Here is a 24,715-nt window from a genome sequence, read left to right as displayed (position 1 = left end):
CGGCGGGGAGACCGGCACGAACGCCCGCGCGGGCCGGCGGGCACGCTCACGGCACCGGGCCAAGGGATAGAGGAGAGACATGTCATCGGGGGACAGGATCCGCGGCGCCTTCATCGGCCTCGCGATCGGCGACGCGGCCGGCTGGCCGTCCGCGCGGCACCGCTCCGCGCTGCTCGCGCCCTGGAGCAGGCGGCTCGCGAGGGAGCTGGACGGCTTCGCCGAGGAGCACCGGGTCACGACTCCGCCCGTGCCCTTCACACTGAACCAGCCCGTCGAGCCGCTGGCGATCGGGCCGTCCGACGACGCCGAGTGGCTGGCCTGGACCGCGCTCACCATCCACGAGGACCGCGCCGAGGCCTTCGGCAGGCTGGCGGGCCGGTCGGACCTGCGCGTGCGGATCTCCGTACGCTCGGCGCTGGACAACCTGGCGGCGGGCAAGCCGCCCCCGGCCAGCGGTCACGACAACCCGCACTTCTTCGACGACGCGGCGGCCGTACGGGCCGTCGCCTTCGGGGCGATCGGGGCCGACCCGAGGGCCGACGCCTCGGTCACCAACGCCGGGGACGGCGTCCACGCGGCCATGGCCGTGGCGGCGGCGGTCGCCGAGCTGGTCGCGGGCGCCTCGATGGCCTCGGCCGTCGAGGCGGCACTGGCCGAGCTGCCCGAGGACACCGCGATCGGCCACGCGACGAGAACGGCGCTCGCGGTGGCGCGAAAGGCGGGTGACCCCTTCTCGGCGATCCCGGCCCTGGACGCGGCCCTGCTCGACCACGTCTACAGCTACGGCGTCGCGGCCTCGCAGACGGTCGCGGTGGCGCTCGCGCTCGCGGAGGTGTCCGGGGGCTCGCTCAGCGCGGCCGTGCCCGCCGCCGCGTGCCTGCCCTCGCTCGCCGACTCCGCCCCGGCCCTGACCGGAGCGCTCACCGGAGCTTTCACCGGGTATGAGGCTCTTCCGGAAGGCTGGCGGGCCGCGGCGCGCACGCTGACCGGCTGCGGCCTGCCCGACCTGGCAGGAATGGATCTCATCGACATCGCTGGAGGACTTGCATGACGCCGCAAGACGATCTGCTGACCGACAAGGCCGTCGGATGCGTGACGGGCGCGGCGGTCGGCGACGCGCTCGGCGGCGCGACCGAGGGCTGGACGCCCGAGCAGATCCAGGACCGCTACGACGGGTACGTGACGGGCATCGTCCCGCCGTACTTCGAGGACTGGCGCAACGCCCGGCCCATCGCTCCGTACCACAAGGGCGACGGCCACATCACCGACGACACCCTGATGACCCACGCGCTGATCCGCGTGTACGAGAAGGCCGGACGGCACCTGGACGCATACGCGGCGGCCGAGTATCTGGTGCCCGAGATGATGGGCGAGAAGCGCTGGATCCCCGAGCTGGAGGCGGAGGCGCTACCCCTGCAGCGGGTCTTCCTCGCCGAGAAATGGCTGGTCCTGCGCCTGCACTACGGCCACGTCGACCCGCGTGAGGCGGGGGTCGGCAACATCGTCAACTGCGGTGCCGCCATGTACATGGCACCGGTCGGCATCGTGAACGCGGCCAACCCCGACGCGGCGTACGCCGAGGCCGTCGACCTGGCCGGGGCCCACCAGTCCAGCTACGGCCGGGAGGCCGCCGGGGTGCTCGCCGCCGCCGTCGCCGAGGCCATGCGCCCGGGCGCGAGCGCGGACTCGGTGGTCGCCACGTGCCTGCGCCTGGCGCAGGACGGTACGCGGGCCGCCATCGAGGCCGTCTGTGAGCGGGCGCGGGGCTTCGGCCACTGGGAAGGGTCCTTCGGCGCGCTGCGCGAGGCCGTCGCGCCCTACGACACCGTCGCGGAAACCTACCGTGACCAGGGACTCGGCGCCCGGAGGCCGAGCCGTCTGCACAGCATCGAGGAGCTGCCGCTGGCGCTCGCCTTCCTGCTGATCGCCGGGGGCGACTACCGCGACACCGTTCTCGGGGGTGTGAACTACGGCCGTGACGCCGACTCGATCGCGAGCATGGGCGGGGCGATCGCCGGGGCGCTCTCGGGCGCCAAGGCGGTGCCGGCGGAGTGGCTCGACCCGGTGACGGAGGCGAGCAGGATCGACCTGGTGGCTCCCGGCGTGTCCATCGCCGAGGTGGCCCGCAGCGTCCACGCCGCCGACCTCGCCACGCGCCGGGCCCACGAGAGCGCCTTCACCTCCCTGACCTGGGACACCTCGGCGGGGGAGGGGGCATGACCGATCGCCTGGTCCGGCTGACCTGGGTGCAGCCGGAGGACCTGGTCGGTCACGAGCTGCGCCAGGCGGCCGAGGACGGCCGTTCGGCGGAGGTCGCGGGGATCGCCGCCCGGTGGCACTCCGCCGGGGGGCATGACGCGCCGCCCCGGGCGGGGGCCTCTCCGGGACCTGTCACACCGGAGCTGCGCCGCCTGGCCGGGGAACTGCTGGACGAGCTGGCCGCGATCCCGTCTCCCCTTCCCGAGCCGTCGGAACTTCCCTTTCCCGAACCGTCCGGGATTCCCTTTCCCGTGCCGTCCGGGTTTTCCGAGCCGTCCGGGATTTCCGTCGTCCCCCTGAACGTTTCCGGAGCCCCGTCCCCGGTGGCCGCCACCGGACGGTCATCCCTGGTGACCGCCGACGTCGGCGGGCTCTCCGAACGGCTGCTCGGCGCGTGGCTCGGGCGCGCGGCCGGGTGCGTGCTGGGCAAGCCGGTGGAGAAGATACCTCGCGAGGGCATCAGGGAGATCGCGGAGGCCACCGGCAACTGGCCCATCCGGGGCTGGTTCACCGCGGTGGGCCTTCCGGACGACGTGGCGGCCCGCTGGCCGTGGAACAGGCGCAGCGCCGTCAACTCCCTGGCCGAGAACATCGACGGCGTGCCCGAGGACGACGACCTCAACTTCCCGCTCCTGACCCTGTCACTGCTGGAGCGCTCCGGCCGGGACTTCACCACCGCGGACGTCGCCGCGATGTGGCTGGACGAGCTGCCCGCGGGCCGCGTCTTCACCGCGGAACGGGTGGCGTACCGCAACCTGCTCGACGGGGTCGAGCCCCCGGGCACCGCGACGTGGCGCAACCCGTTCAGGGAATGGATCGGCGCGCTGATCAGGGCGGACGTGTACGGCTGGGTCAACCCGGGCGACCCCCGCACCGCGGCCGAGTTCGCCTGGCGGGACGCCCGGCTCAGCCACACCGCCAACGGGATCTACGGCGCGATGATGGTCGCGGCCATGTGCGCGAGCTCTCTCGTCGCCTCCTCGGTCGAGGAGGTCGTCGCCGCGGGGCTCTCCGTCGTGCCCGCCGGGTCACGGCTGGCGCGGGCCGTACGGGACGCCGTGGCCGACGCGGAGTCGGAGCCGGACTTCGAGCGGGTGGTGGACCGGCTGTACGAGCGTCACGGCGATCTGCACTGGGTCCACACGATCAACAACGCGGCGCTGGTCGCGGCGGCCCTGACCCATGGGCGCGGGGACTTCACGGCCTCGATCGCCGGGGCGGTCGCCGGAGGCTGGGACACCGACTCGGCGGGGGCGACGGTGGGATCGATCGCGGGCGGCCTGCTCGGCGCGTCCCAGATCCCCGCCGAGTGGGCGCTGGAGAACCGGCTGGCCAGCAGCCTGCGAGGCTTCGACGGCATCGGCTTCGACGAGCTCACCCGCCGCACCCTGGCGGTCTCCGCCCCATGACGGACGCAACGAGGCCGAGGCGATGACCGGCTCCGCCAGGTCGGGCCGTACGGAACGCCGCGTCGAATCCCCGTACGGCGTGACCGAGAACCTGGAGGAACACCGATGAAAGCCTTGGAAGGCGTCCGTGTCCTCGACCTCGCGACGCTGTTCGCCGGACCGATGGCGGCGATGCTGCTCGGTGACTTCGGCGCCGAGGTCGTCAAGGTCGAGCATCCGGCCAAGCCGGACCCCTCGCGAGGGCACGGGCCCGGCGGCCTGTGGTGGAAGATGCTCGGCCGCAACAAGCGGGCCATGACCCTGAACCTGTCCACGATCGAAGGCCAGGACCTGCTTCTCGCCCTGGTGCGCGACGCCGACGTGGTCATCGAGAACTTCCGGCCGGGGACGCTGGAGCGGTGGAACCTCTCCTACGACCGGCTCCGTGAGGCCAACCCGCGCCTGGTGCTCGCCCGGGTCACGGGCTTCGGCCAGTTCGGGCCGTACGCGAAGCGACCCGGGTTCGGCACGCTCGCCGAGGCGATGAGCGGGTTCGCCGCGATGACCGGCGAGCCGGATGGGCCGCCGACCCTGCCGCCGTTCGGCCTGGCCGACGGCATCTGCGCCCTCGCGACCGCCTATGCCGTGATGGCGGCACTTCGCGCGCGTGAATCCACCGGCGCGGGGCAGGTGGTCGACATGTCGATCATCGAGCCCATCCTGACGGTGCTCGGGGCCCAGCCGACGATCTACGACCAGCTCGGGATCGTGCCGCCGCGCACCGGCAACCGTTCGGTGAACAACGCGCCGCGCAACACCTACCGGTGCGCGGACGGCTCCTGGGTGGCGGTGTCGACCTCGGCGCAGAACATCGCCGAGCGGGTCATGCGCCTGGTCGGCAGGCCCGAGTACATCGCCGAGCCGTGGTTCGCCACCGGCGCGGGACGGGTCGAGCACGCCGCCGAGCTCGACGAGGCCGTCGCCACCTGGGTCGCCGCGCGTACCCGCGACGAGGTGCTGACCGCGTTCGAGGAGGCACAGGCCGCGGTGGCGCCGATCTACGACGTGCGCGACGTGCTGACCGATCCGCAGCTCACCGCCCTGGACGCCGTCACCACCGTGGAAGATCCCGAGCTGGGGCCGCTGCGAATGCAGAACGTCATGTTCCGGCTGTCGGACACTCCCGGGGAGATCCGCTGGACCGGCCGCCCCCACGGCGCCGACACCTCCGGCCTGCTGTCGGAGCTGGGCCTGTCGGCCTCGGACATCAAAACGCTGCGCGAGAAGGGAGTGGTCTGATGCCGGACCGCCCACAGGAGACGGACACGACACCGACCACCTCGCACGAGACGGACACGTCATCGGCCACACCACCCGAGACGGACAGGACGCCGGACCGCTCGTACGAGACAGGCACGACACCGACCACCTCGTGCGAGACGGACGCGACACCGGCCACCCCACACGCGCCTGCGGGGGGAGCCGGGCCGTGCTGACCTTTCTGTACGCGCCCGCCGACCGGCCGGCGCTTGTGGCCAAGGCGCTCGCCGGGCCCGCCGACGTGGTCATCGTCGATCTGGAGGACGCCGTCGCGGCGGACGGCAAGGGCCAGGCCCGGGCGGAGCTCGTGCGGCTGCTCGCCTCCCCTCAGCCGCGCGTCCAGGTCAGGGTCAACGACGTGCGAACGATCTGCGGCCAGGCGGACCTGCGGGCCGTCGGCGCCCTGTGTTCGAACACGGCCGGCATCCGGGTGCCGAAGGTCGAGTCGGCCGACGACGTTCGTGACGTGGCCAGAGCCGTGCCGGGCGTCGCGTTGCACCCGCTCCTCGAGTCGGCCCTCGGCCTCGAACGGGCCTACGAGATCGCCTCGGCCGATCCGGCGGTGGCGAGCATCGGCCTGGGCGAGGCGGACCTGCGCGCGGATCTGGGGGTCAGCGACGAGGCGGGCCTGGCCTGGGCGCGGTCGCGGGTGGTGGTCGCCGCCCGTGCGGCCGGGCTGCCGGCGCCCGTCCAGTCGGTCTACACCGACTTCCGCGACCTGGAAGGCCTGGCCGAGTCGTGCCGCGTCGGCCGTTCCATGGGCTTCCGCGGCCGGGCCGCCATCCACCCGGCCCAGCTCGCGGTCATCGAGGCCGCCTACCGGCCGACGGAAGAGGAGGTCACGGCCGCCAACGAGGTCGTGGCGGCCGCCGGAGTCGGTGCCGTGGCGCTCCCGGACGGCCGCTTCGTCGACGAGGCCGTCGTCCGTCAGGCCAGAAGCGTCCTCGCCGACGCCCTACGCACTCCGGCGACCACCCCCACGCCGACCGGCCGGTGTCCCGCACCCTGACATCGGGCTGGAGGTCACCGGCCGGCATGCCGACCCATGAGGCCGGCTGTTTTCGGCAGCTTCGGGTTGCGAACGGAGCGACTACCAGCGACCGCCCTTTTGGACCTGGCCGCGGACCGCGCCATCGGGGAACTGCTTGGTGTGCATGTTGGCGTACCAGTTCTTCGGGTTGCTCTTGATTCCCTTGAGCACGCTGGAGTCCTTGACGAGGACGGAGCCGGAGCTGGTGTTGCCGCGGATCTTGCCGCTGGACAGCAGGTCGATGACGACGGCGCCGTTCGTGCCCGCCTTGCCGCGGTGGATGTGGAAAGCGGTGGGCCTGGTGACGTTCTTCCACTGCACGAAGTAGTACATGCGGTTGCCCTGGATGCGGAACTTCGCGACCGCCAGGCCGTCCCTGTCGTTGACCTTCTTACCCGCCTCCCGCACCTCGTTCCTGCCCAGGAGCACACTGGCGAAGTAGTAACTCTTGGACGTACTGGCGACCGCGGCACCGCTGAGTGCGGCCGCGGGAGCGGCGCTCACCCCGGCGGGCGCGGCCGCCGAAGCGGTGGCGGCCCCGGCGGGTACGGCCACCGCGGTGGCGGCCAGCGCCGCGATCGCGGCTCCTGCCGCCACCCGGCCCATCATGCGCCGCCGCGAGATACGTCCGCTGTCAACCTGCTGAGAAGTATTCATCATGGCCTCTTTCCTAAGTTTCCCGTGCCGCTCTTTTCCGACACCGCAGACATTAGGGAAGGCATTTGCGATGTTATGCGTACGAATCCATACAAAGGCCCAACGTGCACAACGACACACAGCGCCGTTGAAGCTCCTTTGGAGGGGTGGCGATGTGGGGGCCGGAGAATGGCACCGTGTTGCCCCTGTCCGCTGTTGGGTCCGCGGCCCCCGGGACATGACCAGGGGGCCGCGGTTGTGGACCAACCGGATTTCGCAGCCGGTCGAGTGAGGCTCACCGCTTGATGCCGAACGAGCTGCCGCTGTGTTCCGCCTCCCGCGCGCCGTGTCCCGCGAAGTGGCGGGCAGGACAGGCGCGTTGGGGTCGGCGGCCCGGCCGAGAATCTCCTACCGGTGGTCGCTCAGGCGTGCGCGCAGCAGGTTGGGGTCGGCGGCCGTGGTGTAGGCGGCGCTGAGCACGTACACGTCATTGCCGCGCAGCGCGATCGAGGTGGGATTCTGAAGCCCGTCGGTGGCGTCCAGAACGGTGGTGCCGGTGCCGTCGGACTTGATGCGCACGACCGTGTTGGGTCCGTTGAGGGCGGCGAGGATCTCGTCGCCGCGGCCGGTGAAGGCGAAATCGTCGATACCGGCCAGGCCCGACGCCTTGACCTGCGGTGCTCCCGCACGGTTTCCGGAGCGGATCGGAATGCGCAGGAGGGTGCCCCGGTCGAGGTTGGTCACCCAGAGCGCGCCGCCGTGTACTTTCGCGCCGTTGGCTCCGAGGAAGCCGGCCCGGGCGAGTGCGGGAGCGGCAGACCACGCGGTGGGTGTGCCGCCGGTGACGGGGACGGTCCACACGGTGCCGAGCACCGAGTCGGTGATGTAGAGCCGTTTGCCGTGCGCGTCCAGTGCCAGCCCGTTGGGCAGGCCGTTCGCGGGCAGCGCGGCGATGCGCTGCGGGGCCTGCCCGGGGCGCAGCCGCCACAGCCCCGTCAGATCGGCCGTGCCGGTCGCGTACAGCACGTACACCGTGCCGTCCGAGGTACGGACGATGCCGGTGGCCAGGGCGAAGCCGAGGACCGGTGTGTTGACTCCGCCGTCGGCGGGCGCGGGCAGCGTCGCCAGGATGCGCGTCGTGCCCCGGGGATCAATTTGGGCCACCTGGCGGCTGGCGGCGAAGGTGACGTCCGCCGTGCCGTCGGGCAGCAGGGTGATGTTCTCCGGCATCTGGCCCGCGGACAGGTTGAAGTGGGTGGCGATCCGGACATCCGTCAGCGGTGCCTTGGCGGACATCGCGTTGGCCGGTGCGGTCGCGGTCAGGGCGGCGGCCGCCAGAACGGCCGACATGGTGATCTTGATGCTTCGCTTGGACATGATTCCTTCACTGTTTTCGGGCATGCGGCAGCCGCGGTGCGGTGCCGTGGTCGAGGGGCGCCTCGGAGGGAGGTCGCGATCGTGCTGCCGACCGGCGGGTGGGGGAGCGGCCGGCGATGGGGGCAGCCCGGCAGCGGGACGCCGCGGCGGATACGCGCTGCGCCCTCAGCCGGGGGAGGGGCTCAGATCAGGTGTCGCGGATGTCGGCGTCGTGCCGCGGCTGGGTTGCTTCCCGCGGCTGGTTCGCTTCCCGCGGCGCGGTGACATGGGCGAGCAGGGTCAGGGCTGTCGCGGAGGGGGAACCGGGATCGGCGGTGGCCACCACCAGGACCGGGCCGTTTCCCTGCGGGCTCTGCAACGTCTGCTGGGTGACGGTCAGCGTCCCGACCAGGGGGTGGCGCATCTCGTAGTCGGCGACATCGCAGGGGAGGATCCGGTGATCGGCCCACATCGCGGAGAACTCCGGACTGCGCATGGTCAGCTCGCCGATCAGTCCGGCCAGCAGCGGATCGTCTGGGTATCGCCCAGCCGTCAGGCGCAGGTTGCCCACCACGGCCCCGGCCTTGGCGGGCCAGTCGGCGTACAGGTCACGGGTATGCGCGTCGAGGAACACCAATCTGGTCATGTTCGGCCGTCGTCCCGGGTCGCCGGGGCTGTCAGGATCGAGATGGCCGGCGAACAGTCCGTGACCCTGACGGTTCCAGGCCAGGACATCGCTGCGGCGGCCGATCACGATGGCGGGTGTGCTCTCGAAGGCCGCCAGCAGGGCGCTGGTCGCCGGGGTGATGCGTTCGGGTCGTGGACGGGCCGCGGATCCGCCCCGTTTCGGTGCACGGGCCAGAGCGTGCAGATGGGCACGCTCGGACTCGTCCAGTCGCAGGGCGCCCGCTATGGCGTCGAGCACCTCGGGTGAGGCGTTTCGTGACTGGCCCTGCTCCAGGCGGGTGTAGTAGGGCGCGCTGATGCCTGCGAGCATCGCGAGCTCCTCCCGCCGCAGCCCGGGCACCCGGCGCCGCTCGCCGTAGGTCTGCAGCCCGACGTCCTCGGGCCGTAGCTGGCCCCGGCGTGCCTGGAGGAAGTCGGCGAGGTGCCCGTGCTTGTTCATGGACCCAAGTATGCGTACCGCCGGCGACCTGTGCCTCACCCCGCTGGGGTAGGCCTCGGCAGGGTCTGGCCCGCCCGGGCCCCGGTCTCCAGGATGAGCGTGTTCCTCTTCATCGCTCCATAGGAGAATTCATGAGCACCACCCGCGACTCGCAGAACCCGCTCGCCGGGCTCGATCTGACTCCCTTCGCCTTCACCCGGCGGTGCTGGGTCGACACGACACCGGATTCCGTCTACCGCCTCATCAGCGACGTGTCACTGATCGAGACGTGGAGTCCGAGCGCCGGCGGGGTGAGCTACGCGCCGGGCGACGGCCCATGGGTCGGCGCCTGGTTCAGCGGCCGCAACCGCCGAGACGGGCGCGAATGGGTCACCCGCTCCGAGGTGGTGCAGGCCGATCCGGGCGCCGCGTTCGCCTTTGTCGTCGGCGGAGCCGACCACGGCATCGTGCGCTGGGGCTGGCACTTTCGCGAGCAGGGCAGGGGCAGCATCGTCCAGCAGTCCTGGCGACTGCTGCGCGCCGATGCGGTCCTGGGCGACACCCGCGAGGACGTGCAGGCGTTGCACGACCACATGGCCGACAGCGCGGAGTCCACTCTGCTCGCCCTGGCAGAGTGGATCGCCGGCCACCACACCCGCTGAGCACTCGGGCGACCTCGGTTTCGTTTCCGTCGTTCCCGCCGGGCCGGATTCCCGGGGAATTCAGCGAACGGCCTCGTCACCATCGCCCGGTGCGCCCGTAGCCGACTCTCCTACGCCTGTCCGGCTTGACCTGGAGTCCACTCCATCACGCAGACTCTCGTCGGGGCCCGGATACGGCGGGCCGAACTGGAGGAGCAACGTGAAATACCGGACGATCGGTACTGACCCAACAACTCGCCGCGAGGTGAGTGTGCTCGCTCTCGGCGCGATGCTGTTCGGCTCGGTGACCGATGAGAAGACGTCTTTCGCGATCCTCGACCGCTACGTCGAGGCCGGTGGGACGTTCATCGACACATCCAACAACTACGCCTTCTGGATCGACGGCGACCAGGGTGGGCAGAGCGAGGAGCTCGTCGGGCGCTGGCGTCGCAGCCGGGGCGTCGGCGAGGAGATCGTGATCGCCACCAAGCTGGGGGCGCGGCCGCTCGCGCCAGGCACCGGCTATGCCGACAACGCCGAGGGATTGTCGGCCAAGACGATCCGGGAGTCGGCCGAGCGCAGCCGGGAACGGCTCGGCGTGGACAAGATCGACCTGCTTTACGCGCACATCGAGGACCGGACGGTGCCGCTCAGCGACACCGTCGAGGGCTTCGGCGAGCTGGTGGCGGAGGGCACGGTCGGGCTGCTCGGGGTGAGCAACCATGCGATCTGGCGGGTGGAGCGGGCCCGAGCCCTGGCCGCCGCGGCGGGGGTGGCCGGATATGAGGTGCTGCAGTACCAGCACAGCCATCTGCGCCCTCGCTTCGACGTCCCTGAATCCATCTTCGAGGACGGCAGCCTCGGGCATGCCGGAGCCGAGCTGCTGAGTTACCTGCGTGCCGAGCCCGGCCTGACCCTGGTCGCCTACTCGCCGCTGCTGGGCGGCGCGTACACCAGGGAGGACAAGCCGGTGCCGCCGGACTACGACCACCCGGGAACCCCTGCCCGGCTGGCCGTGCTGCGCCAGGTCGCCGAGGAGAGCGGGGCGAGCGTGAACCAGGTGGTGCTGGCCTGGCAGATCGGCGGCCGGTTCCCGGTGATCCCGCTGGCCGGGGCGTCGTCGGTGGCGCAACTGGAGGAGAACCTCGCCGCGGTGGACCTGGAACTGACCGAGGACCAGCGGACCCGTCTGGACTCGGTCCACTAGGGCGCGTATTTGGTTGTGATCAATCTGCGGGACCAGCCCTCGTCTCGGGGGCCTGATCCGGTAGATCGTTTTGCGTGACGCGAGTGCAACCGGCGGACGTGGAGTGGGAGCTCATCGAGCCCTGCCTGCGTCCCTGGTCAGCGTGGACTCCACCACCGCGCGGGCTCACCACGACGCTGCCGGGATTCACCTCGGCCAGAACCAAGACCCCTGAGAGTTACCTCGCCGGCCTCGCTCCAGGGGGTGACGCCGAGCCCGAACGCGCGAGCCGCGCCGAACAACTCTCCTTCGACGGTCCGTCAGGCCGCTGAGCGCTCGGCGACCGGGCGGCGGCGCCGGTTCACGTGCGAGATGGCCGGTGGGGTGTAGGACACGTCGTTGGGGCCGGCGTCGGTACCGGGCGGAGCGATCTCGTCGATCCGGTCGAGGACTTCGTCGTCCAGGGTGACGTCGGCGCCGGCCAGCAGGTCGTCGAGCTGTTGCATGGTGCGCGGCCCGATGATCGCCGAGGTGACGCCCGGGTGGGCGATCGCGAACGCCATCGCGAGGTGGGTCATCGGCAGGCCGGCCTTCTCGGCGAGCGGGATGAGCTGTTCGACGACGTCGAGTTTGCGCTGGTCGGTGAAGTGCTGCGGCATGCCACCGGACCGGTGGGTGTCCGTCTGCTGCCCCTTGCGGTAGCGGCCGGTGAGCAGGCCCTGGCCCAGCGGGCTCCAGACCAGGGTGCCCATCCCGTAGCGCTGACAGACCGGCAGCACCTCGCGTTCGATGCTCCGGTTGACGATCGAGTACGGCGGCTGCTCGGTCCGGAAACGCTCCAAACCGCGCCGCTCGGCGACCCACTGCGCCTCGACGATCTCCGAGGCGGGGAAGGTCGACGCACCGATCGCCCGCACCTTGCCGCTGCGGACCAGGTCGGACAGGGCTGACAGAGTCTCCTCCACGTCGACCGCCGGGTCGGGGCGGTGGATCTGGTAGAGGTCGAGGTGGTCGGTCTGCAGGCGGCGCAGGGAGTTATCGACGGCGGTCATGATCCAGCGTCGTGAGTTACCCCGGTGGTTCGGATCGCCGCCCATCGGATAGTGCACCTTGCTGGCCAGCACGACATCGTCGCGGCGGCCCTTGAGCGCCTTGCCGACGATCACCTCGGATTCTCCGGCGGAGTACACGTCGGCGGTGTCGACGAAGTTGATCCCTGCGTCCAGGGCCCTGTGGATGATCCGAATCGAGTCGTCGTGGTCGGGGTTGCCCATGGCCCCGAACATCATGGTGCCCAGGCAGTACGGGCTGACCTCGATTCCGGTCCGGCCCAGCGTGCGATACTTCATGATTCCCCCTTGGAATCGTTCGTGGAGCGTTCGGTGAGTGATCGGCATGGTGACGCTTGGCCCTGTGTCGAGGTGCGGCGCCGCCGATCACTGAAGGACTATTCGGACGCCGGCTGCGTCCGCAATCGCTCGTCGTCGAACACGATCTCGACCAGCGGGCTGTGCGCGAGCCACTCGTCGAGGCTCTGACGCCGGCCGACCCGCGCCGCGATCTCGGGCCGGTTCTGCAGGTCGAGAACCGCAGCGATCACTCGTAGCCGTGTCAGTTCATCCACCGGTACCGCGGTCGCGGGCAGGTCGGCCTGAACCCCGTGCTTGAGATGCACGACGAACCGCGGATTGGCCCGCAAGTTCGCGTACCAGCTGCGGGGCATGGGCATGCCGGTCAGATACCAGCGACCGTCCACGCGGTGGAACCAGATCTCGATGCGGCGCGGGGTGCCGCTGCGTGCGCCCAGGGTCGTGATGTCGATCGTGCGCTCGGCCGCAGAGGAGTCCGGCCCGATGGCGAGGGCACGGGCGATGGCTACGTTCAGAGTCACAGTTTGGTCTGCCGCTCGTCGTCGAGGGGCATGTCGCCGTTCATTACCGGTCTCCTGCCTGGTGGTGATTGTCTCGGAATCCGTGGCTCGTTCCGGTACATCCATGCAAGCAACGCGGCGAGCGCCGGGCCTTCACGATCCTTTCGCGTGGTTGCACAATCCTCTTCGCTCAGGTGGGAGTCACGGCAGCGCCGCCGCAGCGGGACCGGCTCCACCCCGCAGGCGTACCGCGTCGACGCTGGGCGGAGCACCGAACTGGCGCCGGTACTCCCGGCTGAACTGGGACGAGTTGTCGTACCCGACGCGCCGGCCGACGCCGGTGACGTCGTTCGGACGGTTCGCCAGCAGCAACCTCGCCGCCTGTAGCCGGATCTGCTTCTGGAACTGGATCGGGCTCATCGCCGTCACCACCTGGAAGTTCCGGTGGAAAGCGGAGACACTCATCCCCGAAAGCTGTGCCAGCTCCTCGACCCGGAACGGCTGGGTGTAGTTCTCCCGGATCCACCGCACAGCACGTTCAATGTGGCTCAGGCTGCTGTCCGCGAGGCCGAGCTGACGGACGGCGTCACCCTGTTCACCGGTCATCAACCGCCAGAGGATTTCCCGCTTGACCAGCGGTACGAGAGCCTTCCGGTCCCCTGGCCGGTTGAGCAGGCGCAGCAGCCGTACGACAGCGTCGAGCAACTCCTCCGGGGCGTCACTGACCGCGATGCCCGGCGGTGCGGTGCCGGTGGACCGCGGCAGCTCCCCCGGGCCGGTCTGCAGCAGCAGCTCCGCGATGACGGCAGGTTCCAGGGTCATCCCGAAACCGAGCGAGGGGCGGGCGGTGTCGACGAAATGCCCGGTCACCGGGAGGTCGACGGAAGCGACGAGGTACTGGCCGGCACCGTACTCGTAGACGCGGTCTCCCAGCGCCAGGCGCTTGCTGCCCTGAGCGATGACCGCCAGCACCGTGCCGGACATCGAGGACTCCGGCGAAACGGCGTGGTCGACCTTGCAGACCCGGACGCCGTCGATGGCAGTGGTCAAGCCGGGCCGCGCATGTCGTTCCAGCAGGTCACGAAGCTCGTCCAGAGACATGTCACCATTGCAGCACGCGAGCCGCCGATGGCCAGAGGAAGGTGCACGAACACGAGTCCACGCTGACCGGGGACAAGTCCACCTCACCCCGCTTCGCGTACCCACAGCGCTGGATCACGTAGAGCTGCTGCCCTGCGATGACGCGGCACGTGCGGAAAACGGGACCGGCGGAGCACGGTCGGCAGGCGGCGCTCCGGTGTCGGCGCCGACACCGTTCACACCGCGATCGGTGATCCGTAGAACCGGGTCTCTGGCCGCAGGGGAGGACGGTTATGCGGACGGGCCGCTGGGCGTGGCCGCGGTGAGGCCGGTGGCGGTGGCCTGGAGGAGACGGGTGAGGCGTGGTTCGAAGTCGAGCGCGGCGTGGCCCCAGCGGGGTTCCTGGACGTAGAGCCGGGCGAGGGTCGGGGTGGGGTGGGAGATCTGCCAGAGGTTGGCGGTCAGGCCCAGCGCCGTCGTGATGAGGTCCTGGACCTGCCCGGTGGTCATGGTGCCGGTAGCCGTCAGGGTGTCGACGAGGGTGTCGTAGGCCGCGAACGAATGGGTCTTGTAGCGGCGGGCGCGTTCGATGTCGACCTCGCCTTCGAGGCTGAGCGGCACGTGGGTGAGCAGGTCGCAGAAGAGCGGCAGTGAGGCGAGGGTGGCGCTCACGGCGGCGGCGGTCTCGGGCGGTGTGAGGTCGCGGGCGCCGGCGAGGTGGGCGGTGAGGGTGTCGCGCCACTGGTCCCAGCCGCGTTCGGCGAGTTCGAGCAGGAGTTCTTCCTTGCTGGCGAAGTAGCGCCTGACGGCGGAGGGGTGCAGGCCGGCGGCTTCGGTGACGGCCGCGAGGGTGAGGTGGCGGACCCCGCCGCAGTCGGCGGCCAGGGTGCGGGCGGCGTCCAGGAGGTCCTCGGCGCGGCGGAGTTTGGCCTCCTGCGAGCGGGCTCGGCGGTGCATGCCCTCACTGTAACGCTCTCTGGATGCGTTAAGCGCCGGGGCGTGTTAGCGTCGCCATAACGCAATCCGATTGCGTTGAATGGCGCGGTCGCCTCTGCGCACCGCGACCCACCGGCAGAAGGAGATCGCTCATGCATGCCGCAGTCGTCACCCGTTTCGGGGACCCCGGGGTCTTCGAGCTCACCGAGCTGCCGGATCCCGTACCGGGGCCTGGACAGGTCGCCATCGATGTCAGTCACGCCGCCGTCGGCCTGGTCGACGTCTACATCCGCCAGGGTCTGTACAGGGACCGGCAGGGCCTGACGCAGCCGCCGTACGTGCCCGGCCTGGAGGTGGCCGGCACCATCCGCGCGCTGGGCGAAGGCGTGGAAGGGCTGCGGGTCGGGGAGCCGGTGGTGACGCTGTCGGGCACCGGGGCCGAGGGCGGCTACGCCTCCGTCAGCGTCGTGGACGCCGCGATGACCACCAGCCTGGAGGGCACCGGGGTGGACCCGGCGCTGGCGGTGGCGGCGGTGCCCAACGCCGCCACCGCGTACCTGGCGCTCACCGGCGTGGCGCATCTCCAGCCGGGTGAGTGGGTGCTGGTGCACGGGGCCCTGGGCGGGCTGGCCTCCGCCTTCCCCGGCGTGGCCCGCGTTCTGGGTGCCGCAGGCGTGGTCGGGACCGTGCGCCGCGCCGCGCTGGCCGAGGCGAAAGCCTCCGCCCTGCCCTACGACGAGGTCGTGGCCGGCGAGGACCTGGCCGAGTCCGTCGGCGGCCGGCGCTTCGACGTGGTGGTCGACCCGGTCGGTGGCCGGCTGCGCACGGACACCCTGCGGGTGATGGCGCCGATGGGCCGGATGCTGCTGGTGGGCAACGCCAGCGGCGACTGGCAGCACACCGTGCAGACCAACGAGCTGTGGGGCGGCAACGTCGCCATGCTCGGCTTCGCGGTCGGCTTCTACCTGCCCACCCACCCCGAGCAGGCCCGCCCCGCGGCCCAGGCCGCCCTGAAGGCCGTCGGCCAGGGCCTGGTCGACATCCGCGTTCAGACCCTGCCGCTGGCAGAGGCCGCCGAAGCGCACCGCCGCATCGAGAGCGGAGCGGTGGGCGGCCGGATTCTGCTGACGCCCTGACCGCCGCGCTGCCCGCAACGGCACGGTGTCCCGCACCCCTGGAGCAGTGTGTTCCCGATCTCCCCTGATATCCCGTAGTGCCCGATGTACCGGCTGCCTGTGAAGATCAGCCCGGATCCGATCAAGGTGTTGACCGGAGTCTTTTTTGCCCTCTACCGTCACGGAAGATGTCACGGAGTCTTTTCCGTCGCATTACTACCCCGTTAGAAGAGGCGTGAATGGAACGTAACAAAGCCGCGTGGAGAAGAAGGCGGACGGGACTGCTCGCGATGACGGCGGCCGTCGTGCTCTCCGGAGGGATCGCGGCGGTGCCGGCGCTGGCCGAGGAGCCCGCACCTGCCTCCGGCGCCCTCACCGAGGTCGCCGATGAGAGCGCTCAGGTCGTCGAGTCGCCGGACGGTGACCTGCGGGTCGCGGTCACCGTCGTCGGCGGGCGTCTCACCTACAGCGTGACGAAGCATGACAGGACGCTCGTCGGCGCGTCCGGACTCGGGGTGGATCTCGCGGGACGACCCAGCCTCACGCAGGGCATGGCCATCGAGTCCGTCGAACGGCGCACGATCGACGAGACGTGGAAGCCCGTCTGGGGGACGTCGAGCAAGGTCGGGAACCACGCGAGGGAGCTCACCGTCCACGCCCTCCAGGCCGGTACGGGGTTCAAGCTCGACATGGTGTTCCGGGTCTTCGACGACGGGGTCGGCTTCCGCTACCACTTCCCCGACCAGCCCGGCCTGGACGCCTACACCGTCACCGCAGAGCAGACCGAGTTCGCCCTCGACCCCGCCTCGCGGAGTTGGTCGATCGCCGCGGGCAAGACCTGGTCCGCCGACGAGCAGCACTACCGCGACCTGCCCCTGTCCGGCGTCTCCACGGCCCAGACCCCCATCACCGCCTCCTCCGCCGCCGACTCCTACGTGGTGGTGCACGAGGCCGACCTGACCGACTACCCCAGCATGACGCTGAAGGCGGTGCCGGGACGGCCCGGCCGGTTCTCCAGCGACCTGATCGCCCTCCCCGACGGCACCAAGGCCAAGCTGAACGGCGCGTTCTCCACGCCCTGGCGCACCCTGACCGTGGGGACTCGCCCCGGCGACCTGGGTGAGTCCCATCTGATCGAGAACCTCAACGACCCGTGCACGATCTGCGATGACACGTCCTGGATCAAGCCCGCGACGTATACGGGCGTCTGGTGGGAGCTCCAGCGCAGGCAGACCACCTGGGACGCCGGGCCCAAGCACGGCGCGACCACCGCACGGGTCAAGCAGTACATCGACCTGGCCAAGGAGGCGGGCGCGAAGTTCGTGCTGGCCGAGGGCTGGAACACCAACTCCGGCGGCAGCTGGGCGGGCCAGGACTTCCTGACCCCGCAGGCCGACTTCGACCTCCCCGGAGTCCTCCGTTACGCCGCCGACAACGGCATCGGGTACATCGCGCACAACGAGACCCGGGGCAACATCGACGACTACGACCAGAACCTGGAGAAGATCTTCTCCAGGTACGAGGAACTCGGCATCCACGCGGTCAAGACCGGCTACGCCACGAAGTTCGTGCTCGGCGGCGTCAACCGCAGCCACTACGACCAGGAGGCCGTCCGCCACTACCAGCGGGTGATCGACGCGGCGGCCCGGCACCGCATCACGATCGACGCCCATGAGGCGATCAAGCCCACCGGCCTGGCGCGCACCTACCCGAACATGATGACGGGCGAGGGCGTCGCGGGCATGGAGATGCAGAACTACATGGGCGTCAACGGCAACCCGCCCGCACAGGCCACGATCCTCCCCTTCACCCGGTTCATGGGAGGACCCGCCGACTACACGCCCGGCGTCCTGAACGTCACGTGGGACCCGGCCCGGCTCGGCACCCGCGTCCAGACCACCTCGGCCGCACAGCTCGCGCTGTACCCGACGTTCTTCAGCCCGATGCAGATGCTCGCGGACACCCCCGAGAACTACGCCGCCCACCCCGGATTCGCCTTCCTCAAGAACATGCCCGCCACCTGGGACGAGACCCGCGTCCTGGACAGCGTCATCGGCGACTACACCACGACCGCCCGGCGCAACGGCGACACCTGGTACCTCGGCGCGATCACCGACGAGAACGACCGGACCCTCCAGGTGCCGCTGTCGTTCCTCCCCAACGGCACCTTCGTGGCGGAGACCTACGCCGACGCCCAGGAGACCACCTGGAAGGGCGACCCGCTGCCCGTCGAGATCCGCAGGACCCTGGTCAGATCGTCCACCCGGCTGTCGATGTCGCTGGTCGCCGCCGGCGGCCAGGCGGTCAGGATCAGGCCCGCGACCGCCGAAGACCTCGGCGACCTCTCCTGGTACGCCACGCCCCGCGCCTCCTACGGCACCCCCGAGGTCGTGCTGGACCCGGCCACCCAGCGGCTCACCGTGAAGGCCGAGCTCACCAACACCGGCAGCACCGTGGCGGAGTTCCCGACCCAGGTGTTCCTCGACGGCCGCGCCGCCGGCGATGCCCAGCACGTCCGCGTCGCGGGCGGCGGAGCCCGGACCGTCGAGTGGACGCTGCCCGCCTCCGAGGTGCCCGACCAGGACTTCCGGGTCGCGGTCGGCGCACCCACCGGCGAGCGCGGTGAACCGGTCCTCACCGCACAGACGCGTTCGCTGCTCGGCCTCGTCCGGGAACTGCGGAAGTCCGGCGAGGTGACCTCGTCCGCGATGGCGCTCCTCCAGCCCACGATCACCAGGTCCGAGACCCTGCTCCGCCAGGGCGACCCGACCGGCCGTCTCCTGGCCCTCCAGGAAGTACGCCTCGCCCTCTACGGTCTCCCCCTCGCCGAGGTGACCGCGCAGGCCCGCACCGCCGTCGACGAACAGCTCACCACCCGGCTCGACGCACCGGAAGCGCTCTTCTCCCTCGCCCTGAGGGTGCGGCTGGCGACGGACACGGGCGCCCTCAGCCCGGCCCTGTCGGGCAGGCTCGCCCTCGAGGTCAGAGCCGCGATCACCGCGGCGGTCGCCAACGACCCGGCGGGGATGCGGGAAGCCCTCAACCGGTTCAACGCCCTGGTCAACGCCGAGCCGATCGCCCCGGACGTCGCGGCCGACCTACTGTCCGTCAGCGGGCTTTTCGCCACCGGCCCCCGCAAGGTCGAAGCGGAGTCCGCACAGCTCGTCAGCGGCGCGTGCCTGCGCACCGACCACACCGGCTACACCGGCACCGGCTTCGTGGCCTGCCTGAAGACCAAGGACAGCGGCCTCCGCTTCAACGCCCCGGTCACCGCCGACGGCCTGTACACCGTCCGCCTCCGCTACGCCAACGGCATGGGCGCCACCCAGACCATGACCCTCTCCGGCGGAACGCAGTCCCTCCAGCTCCGGCTACCCGCCCTGCAGAACTGGGACACCTGGTCCGAGCACCAGGTCAGCCTCCGCCTCACCAAGACCACCCCGCTGACCTTCGTGTACGGCCCCAGCGACAACGGCAACGTCAACCTCGACTCCATCAGCCTCGAACCCAACCCAGGCGTCATCCACCGATAACCCGCAACACCAGGATCACTGTCCCCGCGCGATCGGTTGATCGCGCGGGGACGGGCGCCGGCAAATCCAGTTGCCGTTTCTGCAACAATTGGCCCCATGGACAAGATTGCTCAGGCTCTGTCCGAGGTCGGTCCTCGCCTCAAGCGGCTCAGGACCCAGCGTGACATCACCCTCGCCGCCCTGTCCGAGGCGACGGGGATCTCGAAGAGCACGCTGTCGCGGTTGGAGTCCGGACAGCGCAAGCCGAGCCTGGAGCTGCTGTTTCCCATCGCCCAGGCCCATCAGGTACCGCTGGACGAGCTGGTCGGCACGCCCGAGGTGGGCGATCCCAGGATCCGTCTCACGCCTCGTAGCGCGCACGGCCGGATCGTGGTTCCCCTCACCCGCCAGCCGGGAGGCATCACCGCCTGGAAGATCCTCGTCCCCGCCGACCAGACCGAGCCCGAGCTCCGCGTTCACGATGGCTACGAGTGGATCTACGTGCTGTCCGGCCGGTTGAGGCTCGTCCTGGCCGACCACGACCTCGTCCTGGCCGCGGGCCAGGTCGCCGAGTTCGACACCCGGCTCCCGCACTGGTTCGGCAGCGCCGGGTCGGGGGCCGTCGAGATCCTCAGTCTCTTCGGACCCCAGGGCGAGCGCATGCACGTCCGCGCCCAGCCCCGGGCCAAGAGCTGACGGAGACGCCGGCGGAGGAAGACGATCGCGGCCGCACCGGCGACCCCGGTCGCGGACGGCGCACGACCCGTGCGCGTTATCCGGTGCGTCATCGGCCGGCCGGACCTCTTCATCGCTCATCTAGCATGGTCGCCCATGACCGAGCCGGACTTCCTCGCCGCCACCCGTGCCGCCTACGACGCCGTCGCCGCCCTTTACGCCGAGAGCATCCCCCCGAGCTACCACTCGAACCCGCTCCACCACGCGATGGTCTCCGTCTTCGCGGAGCTGGTCCGATCCGCCGGTGACGGCCCGGTGGCGGACGTGGGGTGCGGTCCCGGTCACGTCACCGCCCATCTGCGATCCCTCGGCGTGAACGCCTTCGGCGTCGACCTGTCACCGGAGACGATCGCACTCGCCCGCGACGCCCATCCGGAGCTCCGCTTCGAGGTGGGGCTGATGGACGCCCTCGAGGTGGAGGACGCCTCCCTCGCCGGGGTTCTCGCCAGCTACTCGATCATCCACACCCCGCCCGAGCGGCTCCCCGCGATACTCGCCGAGTTTCACCGCGTGCTCGCGCCCGGCGGCCACCTGCTGATCTCCTTCCAGGCCTACGACGACCCCGCCGAGCTCGCCGAGGCGTTCGACCACAAGGTGTCCCTCGCCTACCGGTACTCGCCCGACCGCGTGGCCGAGCTGCTGCTCAAGGCCGGGCTCACCGAGGTGGCCCGGCTGGTCATCGCCCCGGGCGAGGACCCCCGGCGGGGCTTCCCGCAGGCACACCTTCTCGCCCGCCGTACGGCCTAGCCCGCCCCGGAGAGGCGCCCGACCGGCGTCAGCGGTGATCGCCGGGAGCGGTGAGAGCGATCTTCCCCTGCCTGGGTCCTCGCACGGCGGCCGCGTGGGCGTCGGCCGCCCGGGCCATGGGGAACACTTCCCGCACGGGAACGCGGAAACGCCCTTCTTCGGAGAGCGCGGCCGCGAGCGTGAGACCGTGCCGACCGTCGGGTTCGCCGCCGAGTTCGCCGACCGAGATACGGACCCCGAGCTCCGGACCGGTGAAGTCCGCGATCGTGAGGACCGATGCCGCCGTGCCGGTGATCGTGATGAGCTCGGGGAGCGAGCCGGCACCGGCAACGTCCAGCGCGAGGTCGACCCGCTCGACGTCGAGAGCGCTGACTCGCCCGGCCAGCCCCTGCCCGTAGGCGACGGGGGTCGCGCCGAGCCGGGCGATGAAGGTCCGGCTCTCCGGGCGTCCCGTGCCGATCACGCGGGCGCCGCGTGCGATCGCCAGTTGGACGGCGACGCTTCCGACGCCGCCTGCGGCACCGTCGATCAGGAGCGTCGTTCCCGCGCGCACGTCGAGCCGGTCGAGTGCCCGGGTGGCCGTCTCGATACTCGTGCCGGCGGCGCCGGCCTCCGCCCACGACATCGCCGGCGGCTTCGGGGTCCAGAACCTCAGGACGGCGAATTCGGCGCTCGCGCCGCCCAGCCGTGAGACGTCGACCGCACCGAATACCTCGTCCCCGACGGCGAACCCGATGACGTCCGCGCCGACCTCGTCGATCACTCCGGCCGCGTCGACGCCCGGGACATGGGGCAGGGGGACCTTTTTGCTCGACGGTGACAGGCCTGCGCGCAGCGCGACGTCGACGGGTGAGACCCCAGCGGTTCTGACTCTGATTCGCACCTCGTCAGGACCCGCGTGCGGCTCGGGGAACCGGCCGACGGTGAGCACTTCGGGAGGACCGAACCGGTCGAACTGGACTGCGAACACGATTACCTTCTTGGTTTGGCGGACAAGACCGCGCACTACCGTAGGCGGGGAAACGGAGCGGCTGTTTCGGATCGCACGAAGTGAGAGGCGCGCGGACGACATTGACTCGGAAACCTCGGATGGACGCGGAGCACAACCGGCAGCACATCGTGGCGGTCGCGCGTGCCGCGTTCGCCACGGACGGGCTGGAGCTGCCCATGCGTGAGATCGCTCGGCGCGCCGGTCTGGGCATCGCGACGGTCTACCGGCATTTCCCGTCGCGGCCGGATCTCATCGGCGCCGTGCTCGTCGAGCAGGTAGCCGTCTGCGGCGCGGAGATGCAGGCCGCCCTGGACGACTCCGACCCCTGGCGTGCGTTGTGCGGAACCATTCACCGATTCTCCGAACGCCAGATCCGGGACCGGGGGTTGAACGAGGCGTTGCTCGGTTCCCACGCGGCGGGACTCGCGTTCACCGAGCAGCGCCGCGCTCACGGGAGAGCGCTTGAGCAACTCGTCGAGCGTGCTCGGAGCGCGGGGGCTGTCCGTCCCGAGGTGTCGGTCGAAGACGTGCGGATCGGCCTGATGGCCATCGCCTCTTTCCGGGCTCTTCCACCCGAGAGAGCGAACACGGCGGTCCGGAGACTGGCGAACCTGTTGCTCGCCGGTCTGTCGCAACGGGGATCGTGAGCCTTCACCCGGATTCCCCGGTGACCGTGGGCGTCCAGGACACCCACGACCACCAGGATCATCGGTGCGGCCGCGGCCGCGGAGAAGCTCGGGTCGAACAGGAACGGGGTCATCGGGCGGGCTCTCTCCTCGGGGAGAGCGTGACCGCGGCCGCACCGATCGCGGTGACGGCCAGGACGCCCAGCACGGTCAGGGTCACGCCGTCGGGATGGATCAGCGGCTGGCCGCGCAGGGCCTGCCACAGCAGCAGGAGGAACAGGCAGCCGTAGGCGCCGCCGGCGATCAGCGCGAGGCGCAGCCGCACCTCCTCGTGACGCAGGACGGCGAAACGCGCGGACAGGGCCACGAGCAGCAGCGCGAACAGGGGCAGCAACTGCAGGGCGTGCATGCCCACGAAGTGCGGTATGCGCAGGTCGCCGCCGATGGTGCTCCAGCCCACCACGGGCAGCCCCGGCCCGCCGTCGGCCACTCCCACGCTGTGGGCGCCGGCGAAGTCCTCGGCCCACGTCTGACCGGGCACCCCGGTCACCATCAGACCGCCGGAGGCGATGCCGAGCGCGGAGATGACGAGGCCGAGCCGTACCGTCCAGGTGCTCACGCGGTCGGTCTGGCGATCGACGATCACGAAGATCGCGGCGATCAGGTTGGCGAGCATGAGCACGCCGATCGTGACGCCCATCGCGACCCAGATCGATCCGTCGAGCGGGGTCGCCTCGTTGAAGTGGCTGTGGCGGCCCTTGGCGGCCTGGTAGGTGATGAGAGCGACCTCGGCGAACGCGGCCACGACCAGGGCGGTCCCCATCCACCAGCTCGTCCGCCCGGCCCGGTGGCGGAGCGAGAGCAGCCAGGCCCAGGTGAACGAGTACAGGGCGAAGGAGATCGCGAACTTCATGGGCTTGATCCAGATGGGGAGGCCGTCGAGCGTGCGGCCGTCCGCGAAGACGAGGATCAGGAAGACGAGGGCGAGCACCGCCATGACGGCGGACAGGAACAGGAGGGGGCGGTGCCATCGCAGCATGGGGGTCTCCGATGTGGATAGTGGATACTAATGCTTACCACTATCAATAGCTAAACTATCCGCATACGACAAGAGGGGATTCGAAAGCGTGCGCATGGCGGAGCTGAACGAGACGACGGGCATCCCGATCCCGACGATCAAGTACTACATACGGGAGGGCCTCGTCGCGCCCGGCCAGCCGACCGGACGAAACCAGGCCGACTACACCGAGGAGCACGTGCGCAGGCTCAAGCTCGTGCGGGCCCTGGTCGAGTACGGCGGGCTGTCCATCGCGGTCATCCGCGATCTGATCGCTCAGGTCGACAATCCGAAACTGGAGGCGTTCGACCTGCTCGGCGCGGCACAGAAGACCGTGACCCAGGTGAAGGACCCGCGGCCGGGGCCGTACAAGGACGGCGCCGAGCGCCGCCTGCACGACCTGCTCGCCAAGCGGGGCTGGCGGATCAGGACCGGCGACCCCGCCTACCGCACCGCCGTCGGCGTGCTGGCCGCCCTGGACGAGGTCGGCCGCCAGGACATGCTCGACGTCCTCGACGACTACGCCGAGGCCGCCGAGCGGATCGCCGAGATCGACGTGGGCCTGATCGGCGACGTGCGCGACCGCGAGCGCGCGGTGGAGATCGTGGTCATCGGCACCTCGGTGGGCGACACCCTGATCGCCACGCTGCGACGACTGGCGCAGGCCACCGTCGGCGAGCGGCTCTACACCTGAGGAACGGCGCCGGCCGGACGTTCCGCTGGGACCCGCACGCGGCTGCCGACAGTGATCATTTTGTGATGTGTGGTGTCCGCCGCCCCGGGCAGAGGGCCCGTCAGCCAAGCAAACAGAGAGTGTGGAACATGACAGTCACCGGCATCATCACCGCCATCGTCATCGGAGCCATCATCGGAGCCCTGGGCCGGCTGGTCGTGCCAGGCCGCCAGGGCATCCCGATCTGGCTGACCATCGTGATCGGCATCGTCGCCGCCCTCATCGGCACCGCCATCGCCAGTGCCTTCGGCGTCGCCAGCACCGGCGGAATCGACTGGATCGAACTCCTGCTGCAGGTCATCGTGGCCGCCGTCGGCGTGATCGCAGCGGTGAGCCTGTACGGCAGGCGCGGCGTCCGATAAACGCGTTCATCAGCGCCCGCGCGCCTGCGC

Annotated in this window: 24 protein-coding genes; 15 read left to right on the top strand and 9 right to left on the bottom strand. The window is 70.6% G+C overall.

The features are described from left to right. The first annotated feature begins 79 nt into the window (after positions 1–79). The 5 genes from DKM19_RS24270 (at position 80) to DKM19_RS24250 (ending at position 5,976) form a co-directional block, all read left to right on the top strand. Positions 80–1,051, top strand: coding sequence for an ADP-ribosylglycohydrolase family protein (locus DKM19_RS24270; RefSeq protein ID WP_110698650.1), 972 nt, complete (start codon positions 80–82; stop codon positions 1,049–1,051). Further along, complete coding sequence (locus DKM19_RS24265; protein ID WP_110698648.1) at positions 1,048–2,220, top strand: ADP-ribosylglycohydrolase family protein; 1,173 nt, start codon at positions 1,048–1,050, stop codon at positions 2,218–2,220. The genes DKM19_RS24270 and DKM19_RS24265 overlap by 4 nt, the downstream gene beginning before the upstream one ends. Further along, positions 2,217–3,668, top strand: a complete 1,452-nt coding sequence (locus DKM19_RS24260) for an ADP-ribosylglycohydrolase family protein (protein WP_110698646.1) — start codon at positions 2,217–2,219, stop codon at positions 3,666–3,668. The genes DKM19_RS24265 and DKM19_RS24260 overlap by 4 nt, the downstream gene beginning before the upstream one ends. 105 nt (positions 3,669–3,773) lie before the next feature. Beyond that, positions 3,774–4,946, top strand: coding sequence for a CaiB/BaiF CoA-transferase family protein (locus DKM19_RS24255; protein WP_110698644.1), 1,173 nt, complete (start codon positions 3,774–3,776; stop codon positions 4,944–4,946). A 190-nt stretch (positions 4,947–5,136) separates the two neighbouring features. Then, positions 5,137–5,976 (top strand): CoA ester lyase, encoded by an 840-nt coding sequence (locus DKM19_RS24250; protein WP_110698642.1) that lies wholly within the window; start codon positions 5,137–5,139, stop codon positions 5,974–5,976. Positions 5,977–6,057: 81 nt separating this feature from the next. Here the strand turns inward: DKM19_RS24250 and DKM19_RS24245 are convergent, their stop codons facing one another. From DKM19_RS24245 to DKM19_RS24235, 3 genes are all read right to left on the bottom strand, one after another. Beyond that, positions 6,058–6,654 (bottom strand): CHRD domain-containing protein, encoded by a 597-nt coding sequence (locus DKM19_RS24245; protein WP_162641707.1) that lies wholly within the window; start codon positions 6,652–6,654, stop codon positions 6,058–6,060. A gap of 387 nt (positions 6,655–7,041) precedes the next feature. Further along, entirely contained in the window at positions 7,042–8,010 is a 969-nt protein-coding gene (locus DKM19_RS24240) for a hypothetical protein (RefSeq protein WP_110698638.1), read from the bottom strand. A 187-nt stretch (positions 8,011–8,197) separates the two neighbouring features. Continuing rightward, entirely contained in the window at positions 8,198–9,115 is a 918-nt protein-coding gene (locus DKM19_RS24235) for a helix-turn-helix domain-containing protein (RefSeq protein ID WP_110698636.1), read from the bottom strand. Positions 9,116–9,246: 131 nt separating this feature from the next. On the opposite strand from DKM19_RS24235, the gene DKM19_RS24230 reads away from it, so the two are divergent. The 3 genes from DKM19_RS24230 (at position 9,247) to DKM19_RS49705 (ending at position 11,253) form a co-directional block, all read left to right on the top strand. Further along, positions 9,247–9,756 carry an SRPBCC family protein gene (locus DKM19_RS24230; RefSeq protein WP_110698634.1) on the top strand — a complete coding sequence of 170 codons (510 nt, stop codon included), beginning with the start codon at positions 9,247–9,249 and terminating at the stop codon, positions 9,754–9,756. Between the two features lie 199 nt (positions 9,757–9,955). After that, the gene (locus tag DKM19_RS24225; protein WP_110698632.1) at positions 9,956–10,942 is read left to right on the top strand and encodes an aldo/keto reductase; all 987 of its coding nucleotides are present in this window, start codon (positions 9,956–9,958) and stop codon (positions 10,940–10,942) included. Between the two features lie 74 nt (positions 10,943–11,016). Then, positions 11,017–11,253: a hypothetical protein gene (locus DKM19_RS49705; protein WP_162641706.1), complete on the top strand. Its 237-nt coding sequence runs from the start codon at positions 11,017–11,019 to the stop codon at positions 11,251–11,253. Here the strand turns inward: DKM19_RS49705 and DKM19_RS24220 are convergent. The 4 genes from DKM19_RS24220 to DKM19_RS24205 all read right to left on the bottom strand — a co-directional run bounded on the left by DKM19_RS24220 (position 11,242) and on the right by DKM19_RS24205 (position 14,828). Continuing rightward, complete coding sequence (locus DKM19_RS24220; RefSeq protein ID WP_110698630.1) at positions 11,242–12,270, bottom strand: aldo/keto reductase; 1,029 nt, start codon at positions 12,268–12,270, stop codon at positions 11,242–11,244. The two genes, DKM19_RS49705 and DKM19_RS24220, sit on opposite strands and share 12 nt — an antisense overlap. 98 nt (positions 12,271–12,368) lie before the next feature. Beyond that, positions 12,369–12,812: a nitroreductase/quinone reductase family protein gene (locus tag DKM19_RS24215; RefSeq protein ID WP_204358987.1), complete on the bottom strand. Its 444-nt coding sequence runs from the start codon at positions 12,810–12,812 to the stop codon at positions 12,369–12,371. A 180-nt stretch (positions 12,813–12,992) separates the two neighbouring features. Next, complete coding sequence (locus DKM19_RS24210) at positions 12,993–13,892, bottom strand: AraC family transcriptional regulator (protein WP_110698628.1); 900 nt, start codon at positions 13,890–13,892, stop codon at positions 12,993–12,995. 270 nt (positions 13,893–14,162) lie between these two features. Further along, a complete protein-coding gene (locus tag DKM19_RS24205; protein ID WP_110698626.1) occupies positions 14,163–14,828 on the bottom strand; it encodes a TetR family transcriptional regulator in 666 nt (221 codons plus the stop codon). A 131-nt stretch (positions 14,829–14,959) separates the two neighbouring features. Between DKM19_RS24205 and DKM19_RS24200 the strand changes: the two genes are divergently transcribed. From DKM19_RS24200 to DKM19_RS24180, 4 genes are all read left to right on the top strand, one after another. Further along, positions 14,960–15,943, top strand: a complete 984-nt coding sequence (locus tag DKM19_RS24200) for a zinc-binding dehydrogenase (RefSeq protein ID WP_110698624.1) — start codon at positions 14,960–14,962, stop codon at positions 15,941–15,943. Between the two features lie 218 nt (positions 15,944–16,161). Next, a complete protein-coding gene (locus tag DKM19_RS24190; protein WP_110698621.1) occupies positions 16,162–19,455 on the top strand; it encodes a glycoside hydrolase family 97 catalytic domain-containing protein in 3,294 nt (1,097 codons plus the stop codon). Between the two features lie 96 nt (positions 19,456–19,551). After that, on the top strand, positions 19,552–20,130 hold the full coding sequence (locus DKM19_RS24185) for a helix-turn-helix domain-containing protein (protein ID WP_110698619.1): 579 nt from the start codon (positions 19,552–19,554) through the stop codon (positions 20,128–20,130). Between the two features lie 135 nt (positions 20,131–20,265). Further along, the gene (locus tag DKM19_RS24180; RefSeq protein ID WP_110698617.1) at positions 20,266–20,916 is read left to right on the top strand and encodes a class I SAM-dependent methyltransferase; all 651 of its coding nucleotides are present in this window, start codon (positions 20,266–20,268) and stop codon (positions 20,914–20,916) included. A 28-nt stretch (positions 20,917–20,944) separates the two neighbouring features. Here the strand turns inward: DKM19_RS24180 and DKM19_RS24175 are convergent, their stop codons facing one another. Next, the gene (locus DKM19_RS24175; protein ID WP_110698615.1) at positions 20,945–21,886 is read right to left on the bottom strand and encodes an NADP-dependent oxidoreductase; all 942 of its coding nucleotides are present in this window, start codon (positions 21,884–21,886) and stop codon (positions 20,945–20,947) included. Positions 21,887–22,005: 119 nt separating this feature from the next. Here DKM19_RS24175 and DKM19_RS24170 point away from each other — a divergent pair, with 119 nt between their 5' ends. Next, positions 22,006–22,554, top strand: coding sequence for a TetR/AcrR family transcriptional regulator (locus tag DKM19_RS24170; protein WP_110698612.1), 549 nt, complete (start codon positions 22,006–22,008; stop codon positions 22,552–22,554). A 109-nt stretch (positions 22,555–22,663) separates the two neighbouring features. Here DKM19_RS24170 and DKM19_RS24165 read toward each other — a convergent pair whose 3' ends face one another. Next, a complete protein-coding gene (locus tag DKM19_RS24165; protein WP_110698610.1) occupies positions 22,664–23,572 on the bottom strand; it encodes a hypothetical protein in 909 nt (302 codons plus the stop codon). 94 nt (positions 23,573–23,666) lie between these two features. Between DKM19_RS24165 and DKM19_RS24160 the strand changes: the two genes are divergently transcribed. Together DKM19_RS24160 and DKM19_RS24155 are read left to right on the top strand one after the other, a co-directional pair. Beyond that, positions 23,667–24,284 carry a MerR family transcriptional regulator gene (locus tag DKM19_RS24160; protein ID WP_110698608.1) on the top strand — a complete coding sequence of 206 codons (618 nt, stop codon included), beginning with the start codon at positions 23,667–23,669 and terminating at the stop codon, positions 24,282–24,284. Positions 24,285–24,412: 128 nt separating this feature from the next. Beyond that, positions 24,413–24,685, top strand: coding sequence for a GlsB/YeaQ/YmgE family stress response membrane protein (locus DKM19_RS24155; RefSeq protein ID WP_089209963.1), 273 nt, complete (start codon positions 24,413–24,415; stop codon positions 24,683–24,685). Positions 24,686–24,715 lie beyond the last annotated feature (30 nt).

It is taken from the genome of Streptosporangium sp. 'caverna', assembly GCF_003203775.1.
Lineage (GTDB): Bacteria > Actinomycetota > Actinomycetes > Streptosporangiales > Streptosporangiaceae > Streptosporangium > Streptosporangium subroseum.
This window is presented reverse-complemented; position numbering and strand designations above follow the sequence as displayed.